Origin of the sequence: Saccharopolyspora erythraea (assembly GCF_018141105.1) — a bacterium.
GTDB classification, from domain to species: Bacteria; Actinomycetota; Actinomycetes; order Mycobacteriales; family Pseudonocardiaceae; genus Saccharopolyspora_D; species Saccharopolyspora_D erythraea_A.
Window position 1 is genome coordinate 2423358 of record NZ_CP054839.1, and the last position, 18665, is coordinate 2442022.

The window sequence follows — 18665 nt, forward strand, 5'->3', positions numbered from 1 at the left end:
CCGGGTCGCGGGACCCGGCCATCCGGGAGGAACGACCTGTGCAAGAACCGATCCTGGTCACCGGAGGCACCGGCACGCTCGGCCGCGTGGTGATGCGCGAGCTGCTCGACGCGGGCCATGACGTCCGCGTGCTGAGCCGTCGCAGCAGTCCCGAGCAAAGCCCATTCGAATGGGTGACCGGTGACCTGCGGCGCGGAACCGGCGTGGATGCCGCGGTATCGGGAGCAGCCGCGATCGTCCACTGCGCCACGACGCTCCGACGTGCCGATGTCGCGAGCGCACGGAAACTGATCGACGCCGCGCGCCGCCACGGAAATCCCCACATCGTGTACATCTCGATCGTCGGCGTCGACCGGGTGCCGTTGCCGTACTACCGGGCGAAGCTGGAAGTCGAGCGGATGCTCGCCGGATCCGGCCTGCCGTGGACGATCCTGCGTACGACGCAGTTCCACGACCTCATCGCCAGGATCGCGTCGTTGCAGGCGCGTTCACCGGTGAACCTGACACTCGGCGGAGCCGCCTTCCAGCCGATCGACGTCGGTGAGGTGGCCGCGCGTCTGGCGGAGCTGGCGGTGGACGAACCGGCCGGGCGCGTGCCGGACATGGGCGGACCGGAGATCCGCTCGCATCGCGACCTGACGCGGGAGTATCTGAGTGCGACAGGACGCCGTCGGTTGGTGCTGCCGGTGCGGGTGCCGGGTGCGATCTCGGCGGCATTCCGGCGCGGTGGTCATCTCGCGCCCGAGAGGGCCATCGGTCGCGTCACCTTCGGCGACTACCTGGCCGCCGGGGCGTGAGGCCCGCCCGCTACCGCTTCCGGGCCAGCACACCCGCCGCCACGGCGGTCGCGGCGGTCACCGTGAACACCGACGGCCATGCCCCGACCTTCTTGGCCAGCGGGTGCGATCCGGCCAGCGCCGCCGCGTAGGAGCCGCCGAGCAGCAGCGCGCGGCCGAGCCCCGCGTTGCGGTGGCAGATCCGCATCGCGCCCAGTCCGGCGCCCGCCGCCACCACACCGCCCCAGTACCGGTGCCTGGTGGCCTGGGCGACCGCGAATCCGCCGACGAGTCCTGCCGATGTCAGCGCGCCGGCCGCAACGGTGCTCATGGGTGCTCCTTCGCATGTCCAGATGGGTGCGCCCGACTCTACTTCTTCCGCGTCCCCGCTCGAGCCCGCTCCTACCGTGGACGTCCGCGTGGCGATCTCCCACCTCGGCCTCCGCCGTTCTGGCGTAAACCCGCCGTGCCCGGTGAATTGACTTTGCCCGCCGCGCTGGCAAAGGTCTTGATGTCGATGTCCTCGTCAGACATGCCTTTCGGGAGAGCCTGTGAAGCGGCGAGCTCGGATCAGCCTGCTCGCGGCGGTGTGCACACTGCCGCTTTCCGCCCTGCCGGCCGCGGCGGCCCCGGCCCCGCCGCAGAAGCCCGTCTTCAAGGACGGTGAGGCGCAGCCGGTCTTCGACCCCGCGCAGGTCGTGCGCGAGGACCTGTGGGTGACCGCGCCCGTGGACAGCGACCGCGACGGCAAGCCCGACCAGGTGCACCTGCAGGTCGTGCGCCCGAAGGAGACCGAGCGCGGACTGCGGGTGCCGGTCGTCTACGAGGCGAGTCCCTACTTCGCCGGTGGCAACGACGTGCCGAACCACAACGTCGACACCGAGTTGCACGTGCCCCAGGACTCCACGCGGCCCGGTGGGAAGCGCGCCGAGCGGATGGGGGTTACCGCGGCCGCGGCCGGTAAGTGGGCCTACGAGGACTACCTGCTCGCCCGCGGCTACGCAGTCGTCTACGGCGAGTCGCTGGGCACCGGCCAGTCGACCGGGTGCCCGACCACTGGAGCGGTCAACGAGACGATCGGCGCGCGCTCGGTCGTCGACTGGCTCAACGCCCGTGCCGCCGGGCACTTCGCCGACGGCAGGAACGCCCGCGCGAAGTGGTCGACCGGCCAGGTCGCCATGATGGGCGTGTCCTACAACGGGACGCTGCCCAACGCCGTGGCGACCACCGGCGTGCAGGGTCTCGAGGCCATCGTGCCGATCGGCGCGATCTCCAACTGGTACGACTACTACCGCGCCGACGGTGCCGTCGTGGCTCCCGGCGGTTTCCAGGGCGAGGACGCAGACGTCCTGGCGAAGTACGTGCACACCAGGGCCGACCGCGAGCCGTGCAAGCCGGTGATCGACCGGCTCACCGCCGAGCAGGACCGCGTCACCGGCGACTACAGCCCGTTCTGGGAAGAGCGCAACTACCTCGATGACGTCGGTGAAGTCCGCGCCGCGGTGCTGTCGGCGCACGGCCTGAACGACTGGAACGTCAAGCCCAAGCAGGCCGCGCAGTGGTACGAGGCGCTGCGCGCCAACAACGTTCCGCACAAGATCTGGTGGCACCAGTCCGGGCACACCGACCCGATCTCCCTTCGCCGGGAGGAGTGGCTGCGCACCGTGAACCGCTGGTTCACCAAGTACCTGTACGACCAGGACAACGGCGTCGAGCGCGAGCCGCGGGCCACCGTCCAGCGCGAGGACGGCAGTTGGGTCGAGGAGGCCGAATGGCCGGCCCCGGGCACCGCCGACGTGGTCATGCGCCCGACGCCGGGCGGAGGTGAACGCGGTGGCCTGACATTCGCGCGGGAGGGAAGCCGAGCGGTCGAGAGCCTGCGCGACGACGCCACGCAACTCGCGGAGGACCTGGCGGCGGCACCGAGTTCGCCGAACCGGCTGGCCTACTTCAGCGAGCCGACGCCCCGGCCGGTGCGGGTGAGCGGCACCGTGCGCGCCGACCTGGCGCTGACCTTCGACCGCCCGGCGGCCAACGTCACCGCGCTGCTGGTCGACATGGCGCCTGACGGCAGCACCTCCGTGGTCACCCGGGGCTGGACCGATCCGCAGAACAGGGAGGCCATCGACCGGACCTCGCCGATCGAGCCGGGTGAGCAGTACCGGATCGAGGTGGCGATGCAGCCCGACGACTACGTCGTGGCGGCCGGTCACCGGCTGGGGGTCGTGCTGCTGTCGAGCGACCACGACTTCACGCTGCGGCCGAAGCCCGGGGCGGGCATCTCGCTCGACCTGGAGCGCAGCCGGGTGATCCTGCCGGTGGTGCGCGAGTCCTGAGGTGGTGGGGGAACGGTCGCCGGGAGTTGGGCGGGCGTTCCCCCTGGTTTCGGGCTGCGGCCGGGCCGCAGTGATCTCCTGCCGGGAGCGTACGTCGAGTCGAGCTGGAGGTGCCCTTGCCTCGGCGCAGGACCACGATCGCGGTTGCCACCACCGTCGCGCTGGCGGTGGCCGCCCCACCGTCCGGAGCCCGTCCACCGAGCACCGCCACGCCGCTGGGGCCGCCACCGGTCGAGACCGTCCCCGGCTCGTCCTCGCCGTCCGACGCGGTCCTCAGCACGGGCAGTGCGGGCTCCGCGGACGACATCTCGACCGGTCGCGTCCGTTCGGGCGAGGACATCGCAACCGCTAGCGTCACCAAGCCCGTCGCGCCCGGACTCGAACTGACCGAGTTCGACCGCTTCGGCCCGGCGGGATGGATTCGAGGCGACGTGCTCTCCGTCGACCTCGCCGAGTCCCGCCTCGAACCCGCTTACCTGCACCCGGGGGCCGCATCGGCGCGGTCGCCGCTGTCCGAGCAGGCGGTGCGCAACGGTGCGGTCGCCGGGGTCAACGGCGACTTCTTCGACATCGACGCCACGGGCGCACCGCTCGGAGTCGGGCTGAGCGGCGGAGAACTGCTCAACGCACCCGGCGGCGGCCACAACCACGTCGCCGCGGTCGGCGACCGGCTCGGCGGCCTTGCGCAGGTTTTTCTCGAGGCTGGTTTCACCAGGGCCGACGGTGCGAAGCACCGGATCTCGGACCTCAACGCGCCCAAGGTGTCGCCGAACGGCATCGCCCTCTACACGTCGTTCTGGGGAGCAGCTTCGCGGGCAACAGCCGTCGCGGGCGCCGCGAGGGTCACCGAGGCCGAGGTGGCGAACGGTGTCGTCACCCGCATCAGCGACATGCCGGCGGAGGGCCCCGCACCTGGCGGGACGGTACGGCTCCTCGGCATCGACGCGGGAGCCGACGTGTTGCGCACCTTGCGCCAGGGAGAACGCGTCGAGGTGCACTACGCGCCGCGCAGCGACGGGGAACTGCCGAAGGCCGCGGTCGGAGGCAACAAGGTGCTGCTGCGCGACGGCGTCGTGCAGCAGGTGGACGACACCGCCCTGCACCCCCGCACGGCGGCGGGTTTCTCGGCCGACGGCAAGCGGATGTGGCTGGTCACCATCGACGGACGGCAGGCCGACAGCCGGGGCATGACCGAGCGCGAGCTGGCCGAGCACCTGCGGTCCCTCGGTGCCGACGACGCGCTCAACCTCGACGGAGGTGGGTCGTCCACCCTGCTGGCGCGAGAAGAGGGCGGCCCCGCCGCGGTCGTGCACAACGCGCCGTCGGACGGGCACGAGCGCCCGGTCCCGAACGGCATCGGGTTCTCCGTCGCGCCGGGAAGCGGTTCGCTGACCGGATTCCGGGTCGAGCCCGCCGCCGACCGCGTCCTTTCCGGGCTGACCCGCCGCGTCGAGGCTTTCGGGCACGACGAGACCGGTGCTCCGGTGGCGGGTGAGCCGCACTGGAAGGTCTCCCCGCCTGGTCGCGGCTCGGTGCGCGACGGTGTTTTCCAGGCACGGCGACCGGGGAACAGCACGATCACCGCGAAGGCGGGCCGCGCCGGTGGTGAGGCCCCGCTGGCGGTTCTCGGCCCGCCGGTCCGGCTGGACACCGACACCGAACAGGTGCGGTTGCCCGGCGCCGGGGTGCAGGGGCGCTTCCAGGTCCGCGGCTACGACGCGGACGGCTTCGGCACCTGGGTCGAACCGGGCGATGTCGAGCTGGAGTACAACACCGACGAGTTCCGGATCGAACCCGCGCCGGACGGTTTCTCGGTGACCGCGCTGGTGCCGTTCGCCGCGTCCGTGGTGACGGCCAGGGTGGGCGCCCACGTCACGCACCTCGGCGTGTCGGCCGGGGCGCAGGCGCGGCCTCTCTCGCCGATGGACACCCTCGATGGCTGGAAGGCGAGCGTGTACCCGCAGCCCGTGCGAGCCTCGCTGGCGTCCGCGGCCGGGCACGACGGCACTCCCGGGATCGCGCTGGACTACTCGCTCACGGGCACCACCGCCACCAGGGCCGCATACGTGAACGCCGACCCGATGCCCGCGCTGCCCGCGGGAACCCAGAAGCTCGGGCTCTGGGTCAACGGCGACGCCAAGGGCGGCTGGCTGCGGTTCACCGTCGTCGACAGCGCGGGCGTGGCCACGACCGCGGACCTCGCGCGGAAGGTCGACTGGACCGGCTGGCGCTACGTCGAGGCCCCGATCCCCAGCGGGGTGTCCGCACCCGCCCGGCTCCAGCGGATCTACCTGGTGGAGCCCGACGGTGCCCGCCAGTACGAGGGCAGGCTCGTCTTCGACGACCTGACGGTTTCGGTCGCACCGGATGCCCCTGTCCCGCCGGACCCGCGTCACCAGGACGAGTCCGTGGTGCAGGACGGCACGCTCGAACGGGGTGGCACCCGTGTCGCGGTGGTCAGCGACGCGCAGTTCACGGCTGACGACCCGGACGGACCGCTGGTCGTGCAGGCGCGCCGCAGCCTGCGCGACGCCCTTGCCGCGGCACCCGACGTCGTGGTGATCAACGGCGACTTCGTCGACCGGGGGACCGCGGCGGATTTCGACCTCGCCCGCCGCGTCATCGACGAGGAGCTCGGCGACCGGGTCCGGTGGTTCTACGTGCCGGGCAACCACGAGACCTACGGCCCCGGTGATCTTCGCGAGTTCACCGCCGAGTTCGGTCCCACGCACCGCGTCGCGGATCTCGGCGGCACCAGGTTCATCACCCTCGACTCGTCGCTGGGCACCCTCCGCCAGGGCGGTTTCGACCAGGTCAGGATGTTGCGCGCGGCATTGGACGGGGCGCGGCGCGATCCGCGCGTCGAGGCGGTCGCGGTGTTCATGCACCACCCGATCGAAGACCCCGCCCCGGCCGACGCCTCGGAGCTGTCGGATCAGAAGGAAGCGGACCTGCTGACCCGCTGGCTCACCGGCTTCGAGCGCGGCAGCGGCAAACCCGCGGTGGTGGTGACCGCGCACGCCGGCGCGTTCCATTCATCCACAGTGGATGGAGTTCAGTACCAGGTGAACGGCAACGCGGGGAAGGCGCCCGCACTTGCCCCGCAGGACGGCGGGTTCACCGGCACGAGCCTGCTGCGGATCGCCCCGGTCGACGCGCGGCCAGTCCGATGGGAGACGCGGCCGCACGTGGACGAGCTGCGGCTCACCGCACCGGCCGAGCTCGGGATCGGTGCGTCGGTGCCGGTCGTCGCCCAGGTGAGTCAGGGCGGACGGTCCGTGCCGGTCGCCTACCCCGTCAGCGCGGACTGGATCGGCTCGCCCAGCGTGCACATTGGGCGTCCCGAAGAGGCCGGGCCGCAACACGTCGCGGCCTTCGATCCGACGCGGAGTCTGCTGATCGGATTGCGCCCCGGGGCGGGTGTGCTGACTGTCGTCGTCAATGGGGTGAACCGGACCACCCGGTTCATGGTCACTCCATAGTGGATTTTCGGCGGTTTTCGAGCTGAGTTGTCCACAGGGGACTGGTTAGTCCACAGATTCGCGGATCGACCCTGGCAGGGCTTGGGATTCGCGGCCGATCGTGGATGCCATGACCGGATCGCTGCATTCGACGGTAAGTCTGGACCACCTCGGCGAGATCCTCGCCGCCGTACCGCACCTGCTCGGCTTCCAACCCGAGAAATCGCTGGTGCTGATGGCGGTGTCCGACCTGTCGGCCAAACCCGTCTTCGGATTCACGCTGCGCGTGGACCTCCCGCCCCCTGGCCACGAGTACGAGGTGGCCGAGCAACTGCTCAGCGGCGCGGTCCGGTCCCAGCGCGCCGACTCCGTCGTGGCGGTCGTCGTCGGTGAGCAACCCGGCGACCGGCCGCCGGACGAACCTGAGCCGCCGCCCTGGGATCCGCCGCACCGGCGACTGATCGAGGTGGTGCGGGAGATCCTCGGCTGCGCGGGCACGTCCGTGATGCACGCGATCTGGACGTCGGAGATCATCACCGGCAGGCCGTGGATCTGCTACGACGAGGACGAGTGCCGCGGTGCTATGCCGGACCCGCAGATCTCACCGGTGGGCACCGCGACCGCAGCCGCCGGAGCGGTCACCTTCGGCAGCAGGGCGGAGATCGAGGCCCTCGTCGCCTCCGAGCCCGCGGGGGAACTCGCCAGGCGCTCCGCCCGCCTGGACGCCCTCACCGAGGACCTGGAAGCCGAACGCGGACCTCACGAGGGTCTCCGGCAGAACCTCGAGCTCGTGACCGCGGCGATCAGGCGAACCGCGCGAGGCGCGGCGCTCACCGAGGACGACCACCTCCGCGTGATGCTCGCGGTCTCCGATCCGCGGGTCCGCGACATCGCCCTCGGCACGAGCATCGGACCGGCGGCCAGGGCGGCCGAACAGCTCTGGCTGACGCTCGTGCGCAAGGCCCCGGCGCCGGAGCTCGCCGACGTGGCGGCACTGCTCGCGTTCTCGGCGTACCTGCGCGGCGACCGCGTGCTCGCGGGCATCGTGCTGGAACGGGCCGAGGCGGTGCGCCCCGAGCACAGCCTCACCAGCCTGCTGCGGCGGTCCCTGGAAGTGGGGCTGCCGCCGTCGAAGCTGGTCGTGCTGGCCCGTGACGCGGCCGAGGACGCCAGGACCCTGCTGCAAGAGGATGGTGCGTGGTGAGGATCGGTGCGTGTTCCGAAAGCGGCCTGCGCCGTGGTGTGCTGGGCCGCAGCTCCGCTTCACGAGCAGCTGTCGCCGGTGGTGAAGCGGAGCCCCGGCGGAACGACTCAACCCTGGTGGCGGCTGCGGGTGAACTCCCACGCGTCGCGCACGATCCGCTCCAGATCGGCGCGGGCTGGTTCCCACGACAGCTCCTCGCGAGCGCGCTGGCTCGACGCCACCAGCGTCGCCGGGTCACCCGAGCGGCGTGGTGCGACCAGTGCGGGAATCGGGTGACCGGTCACCTTCCGGCAGGTGTCGATGACCTGCTTGACCGAGAAACCGGTGCCGTTGCCGAGGTTGTAGACGCGGTGGGTGCCGGGCTGGGCGTGCTGGAGCGCCAGCAGGTGGGCGTCGGCCAGGTCGGTGACGTGGATGTAGTCCCGGACGCAGGTGCCGTCCTCGGTGGGCCAGTCGTCCCCGAACATCTGGACCTGCTCCCGCTGGCCAAGCGCGACCTGGAGCACGATCGGGATCAGGTGGGTCTCGACGGCGTGCCGCTCGCCGAACGCCCCGTGGGCACCGGCGACGTTGAAGTAGCGCAGGCTCACCGCGGCCAGTCCGTGCGCGGCGGCGTAGGAGCTGATGGCGTGGTCGATGGCCAGCTTGGTCGCGCCGTAGGTGTTGGTCGGCCTGGTGGGCACGTCCTCGGTGATCGGCACGACCTCCGGCTCGCCGTAGGTCGCCGCGGTGGAGGAGAACACCAGCCGTGGCGTGCCATGTTCGCGCACTGCCTCCAGCAGGCGCAGCGACGTCACCACGTTGCCGTGCCAGTACTTGAAGGGCTCCTGCATGGATTCCCCGACCAGCGACTTGGCGGCGAAGTGCAGGACTCCGTCGAAGGAGTCGGCCAGCAGGTCGCCCGCGGCCTCGGCGATGTCGGCCTCGACGAACTTGCAACCGTCGGGAATCGCGTCGGCGTGCCCGGTGGACAGGTCGTCGACCACGACGACCTCGTGCCCGGCTTCGACCAGCCGTGCCGCGCACACGCTGCCGACGTACCCCGCCCCGCCAGTGACCAGGAGCTTCAACTGCCTACTGCCTTCCTTCGGAAATCGTATTCAGCCGCCGGCGGGCGCCGGCTCACCGCCTTGCCGTGCTCACAGGTCCCGTCCCGCTCCCGCGGCCGGGACCGCCGTGAACGACCGGGGAGTGGTCAGCTCGCGCTCGGCGAATGCGTCGAGGACGCGCTTCTCGACGAGCTCGCGGTCGGCCGAGCGCACCAGCGCAATGGCCGAACCGCCGAAACCGCCACCGGTCATGCGCGCGCCGACCGCGCCGGAGGCCAGCGCGGTGTCGACCACCAGGTCCAGCTCTGGGCAAGAGATCTCGTAGTCGTCGCGCATGCTGGCGTGCGAGGCGGTCAGCAGGGCACCGATACCCGCGATCTCGCCCGCGCGGAGCTTGCCGACGGTTGCCAGCACGCGCTCGTTCTCGGTGACGACGTGCCGCACCAGCGGCCGGAGTTCCTCCGGAAGCCCGGCCAGCGCGCCGTCCAGGTCTTCGGCCGCCACGTCGCGAAGCGCTTTGACCTCCAGCAGTTCCGCCGCGCGCTCGCAGCCCCGCCTGCGCTCCCCGTAGCCGGATTCGCCGTGCGAGTGCTTGACGCGGGTGTCGACCACGAGAAGTTCCAGCCCGGCATCGAGGGTGGCGAACGGGATCTGCTCGGTCTCACCGGAGCGCACGTCGAAGAACAGCGCGTGCGCCTCGGTGCAGCACAGCGACGCGGTCTGGTCGAGCAGCCCGGTCGGAGCACCCGCGAAGTCGTTCTCCGCGCGCTGCACCAGAAGCGCGATCTCGGCCAGGCTCGGCGCCTCGGGCGAGCCTGGCGCGCGGCCCGCGGTGTCCAGCAGGGCCAGCGCCACGGCGCATTCCAGCGCGTGCGAGGACGACAGCCCGGCCCCTGTCGGAACCTCGCCGACGATCACCACGTCTGCGCCGGGAAGCTCGACACCGGCCCCGCGAAGCGCCCACGCGACACCCGCCGGGTAGGTGGCCCAACCGGTCGAGGTCCCGGGAGCGAGTCCGGCGATGCTCAGCTGCGGGCTGCGGTGCAGCTCCCCGTCGCTGCCGAGGGTCGCGATCGAAAGCATCCCGTCCGCGCGCGGCGCCACCGCCACCGCCGTGCGGTGCGGCAATGCGAAGGGGAGCACGAACCCGTCGTTGTAGTCGGTGTGCTCCCCGATGAGGTTCACCCTGCCCGGCGCGGACCAGACCGCGCTCGGAGCACGGCCGTGCTCCGCGGTGAAGGTCTCGGTCGCCCGGCCCGCCGGGCTCACTTGACGCGCACCATGACCGCGTGCGCGATGCCCGGCTGCAGCCGCGTGCCGCCTTCGGAGCCCTGCACCTCGATCGGCTTGTTCACGCCCGCGACCGCGACGATGTCGATGTCGTTTCCGGGAACCAGGCCGACCTTCTTGAGCTCGCTCATCAGGTCCGGGTCCAGCTGCACGTGCTCGGCGATGCGGCAGACCAGAGCGCGCCCGCCGCCGGACCGGGCCACCTCGTCGACGCGCCGCAGGTCGGTGTCGACGGGCTCGACCGGGTCACCCACACCGAGTTCGTCGAGACCGGGGATCGGGTTGCCGTAGGGGGACGTGGTGGGGTTGCCGAGCAGTTTGACGAGCTTGCGCTCGACGGCTTCGCTCATGACGTGCTCCCAGCGGCACGCCTCCAGGTGGACCTGCTCCCATTCGAGCCCGATGACGTCGACCAGGAGCCGTTCTGCGAGTCGGTGTTTGCGCATCACGCTGATCGCGCGGGCGCGCCCGGCTTTGGTGAGTTCGAGGTGCCGGTCCTCGGCGACGGTCAGCAGCCCGTCCCGCTCCATCCGCGCGACCGTCTGGCTCACCGTCGGGCCGCTCTGCTCCAGGCGTTCGGCGATGCGTGCGCGGAGCGGAACCACACCTTCCTCTTCCAGGTCGTAAATGGTGCGGAGGTACATCTCGGTGGTATCGATGAGATCGTTCACGTCGGCTCCCCATTCAGTCCCAACCACGATGCTAGTCCCAACGGGCGACAGTCAGTCAGTGGCTCAGGAGTTGACTTGCAGGTTGGTTTCCGACAGACCTCGTCGCCGGGGTACGAAAGGCTGTCATGCATCCTTTGATCAGTACTGATGATCTCATGAAGCGTCTCCGGGAGGAGCGGCCCCCGGTCGTGCTCGACGTCCGTTGGTTCCTGATTGGACCGCCGGGTAGGCAGGAGTACGACCAGGGGCATGTTCCGGGTGCGGTGTTCGTCGATCTGCCCACCGAACTGGCGTCCGAGGCGGGTGCAGGAGGGCGGCATCCGCTGCCCGAACCCGCCCGTCTGGAGCAGGCGTTGCGCAGGGCCGGGGTGACCGACGGGCGCGCCGTCGTCGTCTACGACGCCGACAACGCGTCGGCCGCGGCCCGGGCGTGGTGGCTCCTGCGCTGGGCGGGGCACACCGACGTCCGCGTCCTGGACGGCGGCTACACGGCGTGGGTGGCCGACGGTGGTCCGGTGACGACCGAGGAACCGGAGCCGGAGCCGGGCGACTTCGAGGTGCGTCCGGGTGCGATGCCGGTGCTCGACGCCGACGACGCGGCCCGGGTCGCCCGTGCCGGGCGCCTGCTCGACGCCCGGGCGCCCGAGCGCTACCGCGGGGAGACCGAGCCGATCGATCCGCGGGCCGGTCACATCCCGGGTGCGGTCAACGCGCCGTTCTCGGAGAACGTCGACGAGAGCGGCCGGTGGCGCAGCGCCTCCGACCTCGCCGACCGGTTCGCCCGGCTGGGCGTCGGCCCGGCCGAGCAGGTCGGGGTGTACTGCGGGTCCGGTGTCACCGCCTGCTCCGTCCTGCTCGCGCTGGAACACGCCGGCCTCAGCCACCCCCAGCGCCCGGCCGCGCTCTACACCGGGTCGTGGTCGCAGTGGTCATCCGACCCGCAGCGTCCGGCGGCGACCGGAGAGGAGCCCGGCTGACCTGTCCTGAAAACCATCCGGCCAGCTCACTGGCCACCTGTTGCTGACGTTCGAACACGGGGTCGACTCGGCGGGTCCGTACCCAGCCAGTCACTGAGCCTTCGGCGAGGGGCTACCGAGGACCTTCCCGCTGGGCCACCTCAGCCCGCTGGCCGGGGCACCGACACGGCACGCACGGTGCGGCTGCCCCGCACGTGGGGCTGGCCGGAGCCGTATCCGGCGCGGGGCGGGATCGCGCGGGGCGAGGTGGGGGAGTGTCCCGTTCGGCCCTGGGCCGGAGCGGGTATCTGCGGCCTTCGCTCCGCCTGCGGCATGCGGTCGGCGCGCCGCCCGCCCTGCGGGGGAGATCACCTTCACGGTGCGGAGGTGATCTTCGCGCGGGCGCTGTGTCGGTCGACACAGGGGAGGTAGCTTCCAGGTATGGCTAACCAGTGCGCTGTGGTTTGGGACGACTCCGTGCTCGGCTACGACCTCGGCGGGAATCACCCGCTGCACCCGGTCCGGCTCGACCTGACGATGCGGTTGGCCCGGTCGCTCGGCCTGCTGGACGACGTGGAGGTGCTCAAGCCCAGCCCGGCCGATGACGAGGACCTCGAACGCGTGCACCGGCCCGAGTACCTGTCGGCCGTGCGGTCGGCGCCGACGGCGGCGTGGGACGTCGGCCATGGGCTCGGCACCGACGACAACCCGGTCTTCGACCGGATGCACGAGGCGTCGGCGCTGGTGGCGGGGGCGTCGATCCAGGCCGCCGAGCAGATCGTGTCGGGCCGGGCCGACCGGGCCGTCAACCTCGCGGGCGGTCTGCACCACGCCATGGCTGACCACGCCGCGGGCTTCTGCGTCTACAACGACTGCGCGATCGCCATCGCGTGGATGCTGGCCAACGGCGTGGAGCGGGTCGCCTACATCGACGTCGACGTGCACCACGGCGACGGCGTGCAGGCGGCGTTCTACGACGACCCGCGGGTGCTCACGATCTCGCTCCACCAGCACCCGACGACCCTGTGGCCGTTCACCGGCTTCCCCACCGAGACCGGCTCCCCCAAGGCCGACGGCACCGCGGTGAACATCGGCCTGCCGCCGGGCACCCGGGACGCCGAATGGCAGCGGGCGTTCCACGCGGTGGTGCCCTCGGTGCTCGACGCCTTCCGGCCGCAGGTCCTGGTGACCCAGTGCGGGGCGGACGCGCACCGGGAGGACCCGCTGGCCGACCTCGCGATGTCCGTGGACGGCCAGCGCGCGAGCTACCGAGCCCTGCGCGAGCTGGCCACCTCCTACGCGGGCGGCAAGTGGCTAGCGCTCGGAGGTGGCGGCTACTCGCTGTTCCGCGTGGTTCCGCGCGCGTGGACCCACCTGCTGGCGACCGTTCTGGACCGCGACCTCGACCCGAACACCTCGATCCCCGTGGACTGGATGGCGCACGCCGTCAACGTCGCGGGCAACGTGCCGCTGCCGACGTCGATGACCGACGAGGCCGACCCGGCGTTCACGCCCTGGGACGGCGTCACCGACACCCCGGTGGACACCGCGATCCGCGACACCAGGCACGCGGTGTTCCCGTTGCACGGTCTGGACCCGCTCGACAGCCGCGACTGAGGAGTCCGAAGTGGACGGAGTAGTGCAGGACCAGCCGAACGCGCAGACCGAGCAGGAGTCCTACCCCCGGCAGTGGGAGGCCGACGTCGTGCTCTCCGACGGCGGCACGGTGCACCTGCGGCCGATCCGGCCCGAGGACGCCGAGGGCCTGATCGCCTTCCACAGCAGGCTCAGCGACCGCACGCGGTACTTCCGCTACTTCGGGCCCTACCCGCGGATGCCCAAGCGCGACGTCGACCGCTTCAGCCAGGTCGACTACGTCAAACGGGTCGCGCTGGTCGCACTGCTCGGCGACGACATCGTGGCGGTCGGCCGCTTCGACCGGCTCGGCGACCAGGACTCCGCCGAGGTCGCCTTCGTCGTCCAGGACGAGCACCAGGGCCGCGGACTCGGCTCGATCCTGCTCGAACACCTCGCCGCCGCGGCGCGGGAGCGCGGGCTGCGGCGCTTCGTCGCCGAGGTCCTGGCGGAGAACTCCACGATGGTGCGGGTCTTCCGCGACGCCGGCTACCAGGTGCGGCGCGCGATGGAGGAAGGCGTGGTGCACCTGGAGTTCGACATCGACCCCACCGAGGACTCGGTGGCGGTCGCGAGGGCGCGCGAGCAGGCCGCCGAAGCACGCAGCGTGCACAACCTGCTGCACCCGCGTTCGGTCGCCGTCATCGGCGCGTCCACCGACCACGCCAAGATCGGTCACGCGGTGCTCACCAACCTGCTCACCGCCGATTTCGCGGGCCCGGTGTACCCGGTCAACCCGGAGCACCGGTCGGTCCGGGGTGTGCGGGCCTACCCGTCGGTGCTCGACATCCCCGACGACGTGGACCTGGCGGTGGTCGCCATTCCGGCCGCCGGCGTCGACGAGGTGCTCGACGCGTGCCTGGCCAAGGGAGTCAAGGCGCTGGTCATCGTCAGCTCCGGGTTCAGCGAGGCCGGGCCCGACGGCCGCGAGATCGAGCGGCGCATGGTCCGGGCGGCGCGCGTGCACGGGATGCGGGTGGTGGGGCCCAACGCGCTCGGCGTGGTCAACACCGACCCCGGCTACCGGGTGAACGCGACGCTGGCGCCCCGGCTGCCCGGTCGCGGCCGCACCGGGTTCTTCTGCCAGTCCGGTGCGCTGGGCGTGGCGATCCTGGCGACCGCGGCCGAGCGCGGGCTGGGACTCTCGACGTTCGTCTCCGCGGGGAACCGCGCCGACGTCTCCGGCAACGACCTGTTGCAGTACTGGCAGACCGATCCCGGCACCGACGTCGTGCTGCTCTACCTCGAGTCCTTCGGCAACCCGCGAAAGTTCGCGCGGCTGGCGCGCAGGCTCGCGCGCACGAAACCGATCGTCGTGGTGAAGTCCGGGCGCAACGCGGTGCGTCCGGGCCTGGCCGCGACCTCGGTGCAGGTCGACGAGACCAGCGTGCAGGCGCTGTTCGACCAGTCGGGCGTCATCCGCGTGGAGTCGGTGGCCGAGATGTTCGACACCGCGCTGCTGCTGGCGCACCAGCCGCTGCCTTCGGGGGAGCGGGTCGCGATCGTCGGCAACTCCTCGGCGCTCGGCATGCTGGCCGCCGACGTGGCGCAGGCGCAGGGGCTCGAGCTGGCGGGTGAGCCGGTCGACGTGGGGGCGGCGGCCGGGCCGGAGGAGTTCGCGGCGGCGGTGCGCGAGGCCGCGCTGCGCACCGACGTCGACGCGCTGGTCACGGTGTTCGCGCCGCCCGTGGCGGTGCCGGGCACCGCCTACGCGCGTGCGCTGCGGGAAGCGTTGCTGGAGGCCAGGGTGGCCGACAACAAGCCGGTGGTGACCACGTTCCTGGCGGCCGAAGGCGTGCCCGACGAGCTCGCCGTGCCGGGTGCCGACGGGGCGCCGGGACGCGGTTCGGTTCCTTCGTACCCGAGTCCCGAGCGGGCCGTGCTCGCACTGGCCCGAGCGACCCGGTACGCGCGGTGGCGAGCCGCCCCGAAGGGCCACCTGCTGCGGCCGGAGGGCATCGACGCCGAACGGGCCCGCGGGCTCGTCGAGGTGTGGCTGACCGACGGCCTCGATCGGCTGACCGACGACCGCACGGTGGAGCTGCTGCGCTGCTACGGCATCGAGCTGGTGTCCTTCCGCCGGGCCAACTCGCCGGAGGAGACCGCGGCGGCCGCGGCGGAGCTGGGCTACCCGGTGGTGCTGAAGTCGGTGAGCGACAAGCTCCGCCACCGCAGCGACCTGGTCGGCGTCCGCCTCGACCTGGCGGGCGAGGAGGCGGTGCTCGGCGCGTACGCCGACCTGCGGCGGGTGTCGGGCCAGGACGAGGTGTACGTGCAGCGGATGGCGGGCCGGGGCACGTCGTGCGTGATCGGCCTGGTGGAGGACCCGTCGTTCGGCACCCTGGTCTCCTTCGGGCTGGCGGGTGTGGCCAGCGAGCTCCTCGGCGACACCGCGTACCGGGCGGTGCCGCTGACCGACATGGACGCCGCGGCGCTGGTCCGCGCGCCCAGGGCGGCCCCGCTGCTGGCCGGGTACCGGGGCGGTGCGCCCGCCGACTTCGGTGCCCTGGAGGACCTCGTGCTGCGGGTCGCGACCCTGGCGGAGGACCTGCCGGAAGTGCGGGAACTCGCGCTGCAACCGGTGCTGGCGTCGTCGGACGGCGTCGCGGTCACCGGCGCCCGGCTGAGTCTCGGGCGTTCCTCAGCGGTCCCGGACACCGGCCCGCGCCGCCTGCGGTGACCCCTGCACTGGGCGGGAGAGAACCGGCGTCTCAGGCGGAGAGGAAACCAGCACGGCGTCTTGGCCGCAGCGGCTGGGGTCTTGCCGCAGCGGGGTCTTTGCCGTAGCGGCCCGTCTCAGGCCCGCAGCGACCGCCTGAGCGGTCCGGACGGCCGTTGAGGGAGGGCGCCGAGCCGGAACGACACGCGACGGCCCCGAGGACTTCGCCGTTCCCGCCATCCCACGATGCGATGAAGATCAGGGAAAATGCGACGGGGACTACATAGGCGGAACGGGGGAGTTTCGTTAATCTGTGGTGGTGGATGAACCGACCACGCTCGGCGTGATCGACGCCGGCGCGCACCAGCTCGCGGTCAGCGCCACCGAGCAGGCCGACCGCACCAGCCCCGTGGTGATCCTCCTGCCCGCGATGGGCGTACCCGCGACGTACTACCGCCCCTTCATCGCGAATCTCCGGGAACGGGGCCTCACCGTGGTGAGCATCGACTTCCGCGGGCACGGCCAGAGCCGGCCGCGCGCGGTTCGCGGTGTCCGCTTCGGCTACCAGGCGCTCGTCGACGACGTCGACGCTGTCGTGGACCTGGTCGCAGAGCGCTACCCCCGGGCACCGCGCTTCCTGGTCGGCCACAGCCTGGGCGGCCAGATCACCATGCTCAACGCCGCCGCCCGACCCGACGGGGTGCACGGAGCGGCAATGCTGGCTTCCGGCTCGGTGTGGTTCCGCTCGTTCCCCGGCAGCCGAGGGTTCAAGAACCTGATCGGCACGCAGTTCATCGCCGTGGTCTCCACGCTGCTCGGGTACTGGCCGGGCTGGAGCTTCGGCGGGCGTCAGCCGACCGGCCTGATGCGCGACTGGGCCAGGATGGCCCGCACCGGTCGCTGGTCGCTCACGGGCTCGACGACCGACTACGAGAAGGCGCTGGGAGAACTGCGGCTGCCGCTGCTGACGGTCACCTTCGACGGCGACGAGCTCGCTCCGCCTTCCTCGACGGACCACCTGGCAGGCAAGGCACCCCGCGTGGTGCGCACCCGGCGGCACTACAGCCTCGCCGACGCGGGAGCGGAGAAGCTCGGCCACTTCGGCTGGGTCTACCGCAGTGCCGAGCTCTCCCGGTGGATCGGCGAGTGGATCTCCTCCTGCGATGCCACGGTTGAGGGTCCCGCCGGCGCAGTCGGCCCGAATCCAGCAGGTCGAGGCGGGGCCGCATCCGGCTGACGGGCCGCACCCGAGGCGCCACGAGGTCGGTGCGCGCTCAGCAGACCGAGTCGGTGGGCTTGGGCACGTCGAGGCCGAACAGCGGCCGCAGGCGCAGGCCGATCCAGGTGCCGACCAGGGCCAGCAGGCCCCAGGCCCAGCCGTGCAGGGAGAACGAGGCGATCCCGGAGAAGTAGGCGCCGATGTTGCAGCCGTAGGCCAGCCGCGCGCCGTAGCCCATCAGCAGGCCGCCGACCACGGCCGCCAGCAGGACCTTCGCTGGCAGCCGCTTGGCCAGCACGAAGGCGCCCGACGCGGCCGAGGCCACCAGTGCGCCGATCATGATCCCGAAGTCCAGCACCGACGTCCCGTCGGCGAGCACCGACTGCGACAGCGCGGCGGCCTTCTCGCCCTGCCAGTACGGCCAGGACGCCACGTCCACGCCCACGGCCTGCAGACCCTTCGAACCCCACAGCACGAAGGCCGACGTGATGCCCCACGGGCTGCCTCGGGTGAGCAGGACGGCGGCGTTGAGCACCGCGAGCACGAGCGCGCCGACCCACAGCGGCCACGAACCGCGCACGACCCGCCACACGCCGCGAGCGGTCGGCGGACGACCGGCGGGCGGTGCGTCGTGGCGGCGCGCCCAGCGAGTCGCGGCCCAGCCGATTGCGCCCAGCACCGCGAGCTGGAGGACCAGCGCGCCGCCGTAGCCGAGGCCGGTGTCCTCGGCGATCGAGAAGGAGCCGAGCGTGATCGCGTCGGAGCTCCACATCGGAAGGTGCAGCGCACCGATCACCGAGCCGACGATGAAGAAGAACAGCGTCACCACGAGCAGCGTGTTGCCGCCGCCGACGGCGAACAGGGTGCCCGAGGCGCAGGCTCCACCGAGCTGCATGCCGATTCCGAACAGGACGGCCCCGACGACCAGCCCGAGGCCGAGCGGCTCGACGTTGCCTTCCGGCGTACCGCCGAAGAAGGCCACGCCTCCGGCCAGGATCGGCGCGAACAGCACCGACGCGGCCGCCAGCATGAGCAGGTGCGCGCGGATACCGGAGGTCTGTCCGACCGAGACCAGCTGCCGCCACGCCGAGGTGAAACCGAAGCGGGAGTGGAACAACGTGAGTCCCAGCGCCAGGCCGAGCGCGGCGAGCACCGCGAGTTTCGCGCCCGCGACGAACGCGGTCGCCGTGACGAGCGCCACGGATCCGGCGATCCCGAGCAGCAGCGGCAGCCACTGCGGGCGCGCCTGCGGCGGTGTCCCGGGTTTGGTGGAGGTCGTGGGTGCTGCAGTACCGGCGGACATCTTCTTCTCCTGCGTGGTTTCGTCGTCCACGACGAAACCACGCAGGGCGCCGCGGCCACCAGCGGTTCCAGCATCCGGGAAAGCTGTGAAGGCCCGACCGCCAACC

13 protein-coding genes are annotated in these 18665 nt (G+C 71.9%); 8 read left to right on the plus strand and 5 right to left on the minus strand.

Annotation, left to right across the window (positions count from 1 at the left end; translation table 11 throughout):
• The first annotated feature begins 38 nt into the window (after nt 1-38).
• On the plus strand, nt 39-797 hold the full coding sequence (locus tag HUO13_RS11190; RefSeq protein WP_211901322.1) for an SDR family oxidoreductase: 759 nt from the start codon (nt 39-41) through the stop codon (nt 795-797).
• Nucleotides 798-807: 10 nt separating this feature from the next.
• Here the strand turns inward: HUO13_RS11190 and HUO13_RS11195 are convergent, their stop codons facing one another.
• Nucleotides 808-1107, minus strand: a complete 300-nt coding sequence (locus HUO13_RS11195; protein ID WP_211901323.1) for a hypothetical protein — start codon at nt 1105-1107, stop codon at nt 808-810.
• 220 nt (nt 1108-1327) lie between these two features.
• On the opposite strand from HUO13_RS11195, the gene HUO13_RS11200 reads away from it, so the two are divergent.
• From HUO13_RS11200 to HUO13_RS11210, 3 genes are all read left to right on the plus strand, one after another.
• Nucleotides 1328-3112, plus strand: coding sequence for a Xaa-Pro dipeptidyl-peptidase (locus HUO13_RS11200; RefSeq protein ID WP_211901324.1), 1785 nt, complete (start codon nt 1328-1330; stop codon nt 3110-3112).
• Nucleotides 3113-3228: 116 nt separating this feature from the next.
• A complete protein-coding gene (locus HUO13_RS11205; protein ID WP_211901325.1) occupies nt 3229-6594 on the plus strand; it encodes a phosphodiester glycosidase family protein in 3366 nt (1121 codons plus the stop codon).
• Nucleotides 6595-6703: 109 nt separating this feature from the next.
• Nucleotides 6704-7777 (plus strand): DUF4192 domain-containing protein, encoded by a 1074-nt coding sequence (locus HUO13_RS11210; protein WP_211901326.1) that lies wholly within the window; start codon nt 6704-6706, stop codon nt 7775-7777.
• 107 nt (nt 7778-7884) lie between these two features.
• On the opposite strand, the gene galE is transcribed toward HUO13_RS11210, so the two are convergent.
• The 3 genes from galE to HUO13_RS11225 all read right to left on the minus strand — a co-directional run bounded on the left by galE (nt 7885) and on the right by HUO13_RS11225 (nt 10787).
• On the minus strand, nt 7885-8847 hold the full coding sequence (gene galE, locus HUO13_RS11215; RefSeq protein WP_211901327.1) for a UDP-glucose 4-epimerase GalE: 963 nt from the start codon (nt 8845-8847) through the stop codon (nt 7885-7887).
• 69 nt (nt 8848-8916) lie between these two features.
• Entirely contained in the window at nt 8917-10095 is a 1179-nt protein-coding gene (gene galK / locus HUO13_RS11220; protein ID WP_211901328.1) for a galactokinase, read from the minus strand.
• Nucleotides 10092-10787 (minus strand): metal-dependent transcriptional regulator, encoded by a 696-nt coding sequence (locus HUO13_RS11225; RefSeq protein WP_211901329.1) that lies wholly within the window; start codon nt 10785-10787, stop codon nt 10092-10094. Before HUO13_RS11225 ends, galK begins: the two co-directional genes overlap by 4 nt.
• A gap of 125 nt (nt 10788-10912) precedes the next feature.
• On the opposite strand from HUO13_RS11225, the gene HUO13_RS11230 reads away from it, so the two are divergent.
• The 4 genes from HUO13_RS11230 (at nt 10913) to HUO13_RS11245 (ending at nt 17274) form a co-directional block, all read left to right on the plus strand.
• Complete coding sequence (locus HUO13_RS11230) at nt 10913-11764, plus strand: sulfurtransferase (protein WP_211901330.1); 852 nt, start codon at nt 10913-10915, stop codon at nt 11762-11764.
• Between the two features lie 420 nt (nt 11765-12184).
• On the plus strand, nt 12185-13360 hold the full coding sequence (locus tag HUO13_RS11235) for an acetoin utilization protein AcuC (protein WP_211901331.1): 1176 nt from the start codon (nt 12185-12187) through the stop codon (nt 13358-13360).
• A gap of 22 nt (nt 13361-13382) precedes the next feature.
• Nucleotides 13383-16058 carry a bifunctional GNAT family N-acetyltransferase/acetate--CoA ligase family protein gene (locus HUO13_RS11240; RefSeq protein WP_211902827.1) on the plus strand — a complete coding sequence of 892 codons (2676 nt, stop codon included), beginning with the start codon at nt 13383-13385 and terminating at the stop codon, nt 16056-16058.
• A 298-nt stretch (nt 16059-16356) separates the two neighbouring features.
• Nucleotides 16357-17274: an alpha/beta hydrolase family protein gene (locus HUO13_RS11245; RefSeq protein ID WP_249124671.1), complete on the plus strand. Its 918-nt coding sequence runs from the start codon at nt 16357-16359 to the stop codon at nt 17272-17274.
• 37 nt (nt 17275-17311) lie between these two features.
• Here the strand turns inward: HUO13_RS11245 and HUO13_RS11250 are convergent, their stop codons facing one another.
• Nucleotides 17312-18559 carry a YeeE/YedE family protein gene (locus HUO13_RS11250; protein WP_211902828.1) on the minus strand — a complete coding sequence of 416 codons (1248 nt, stop codon included), beginning with the start codon at nt 18557-18559 and terminating at the stop codon, nt 17312-17314.
• Between the last annotated feature and the right edge of the window lie 106 nt (nt 18560-18665).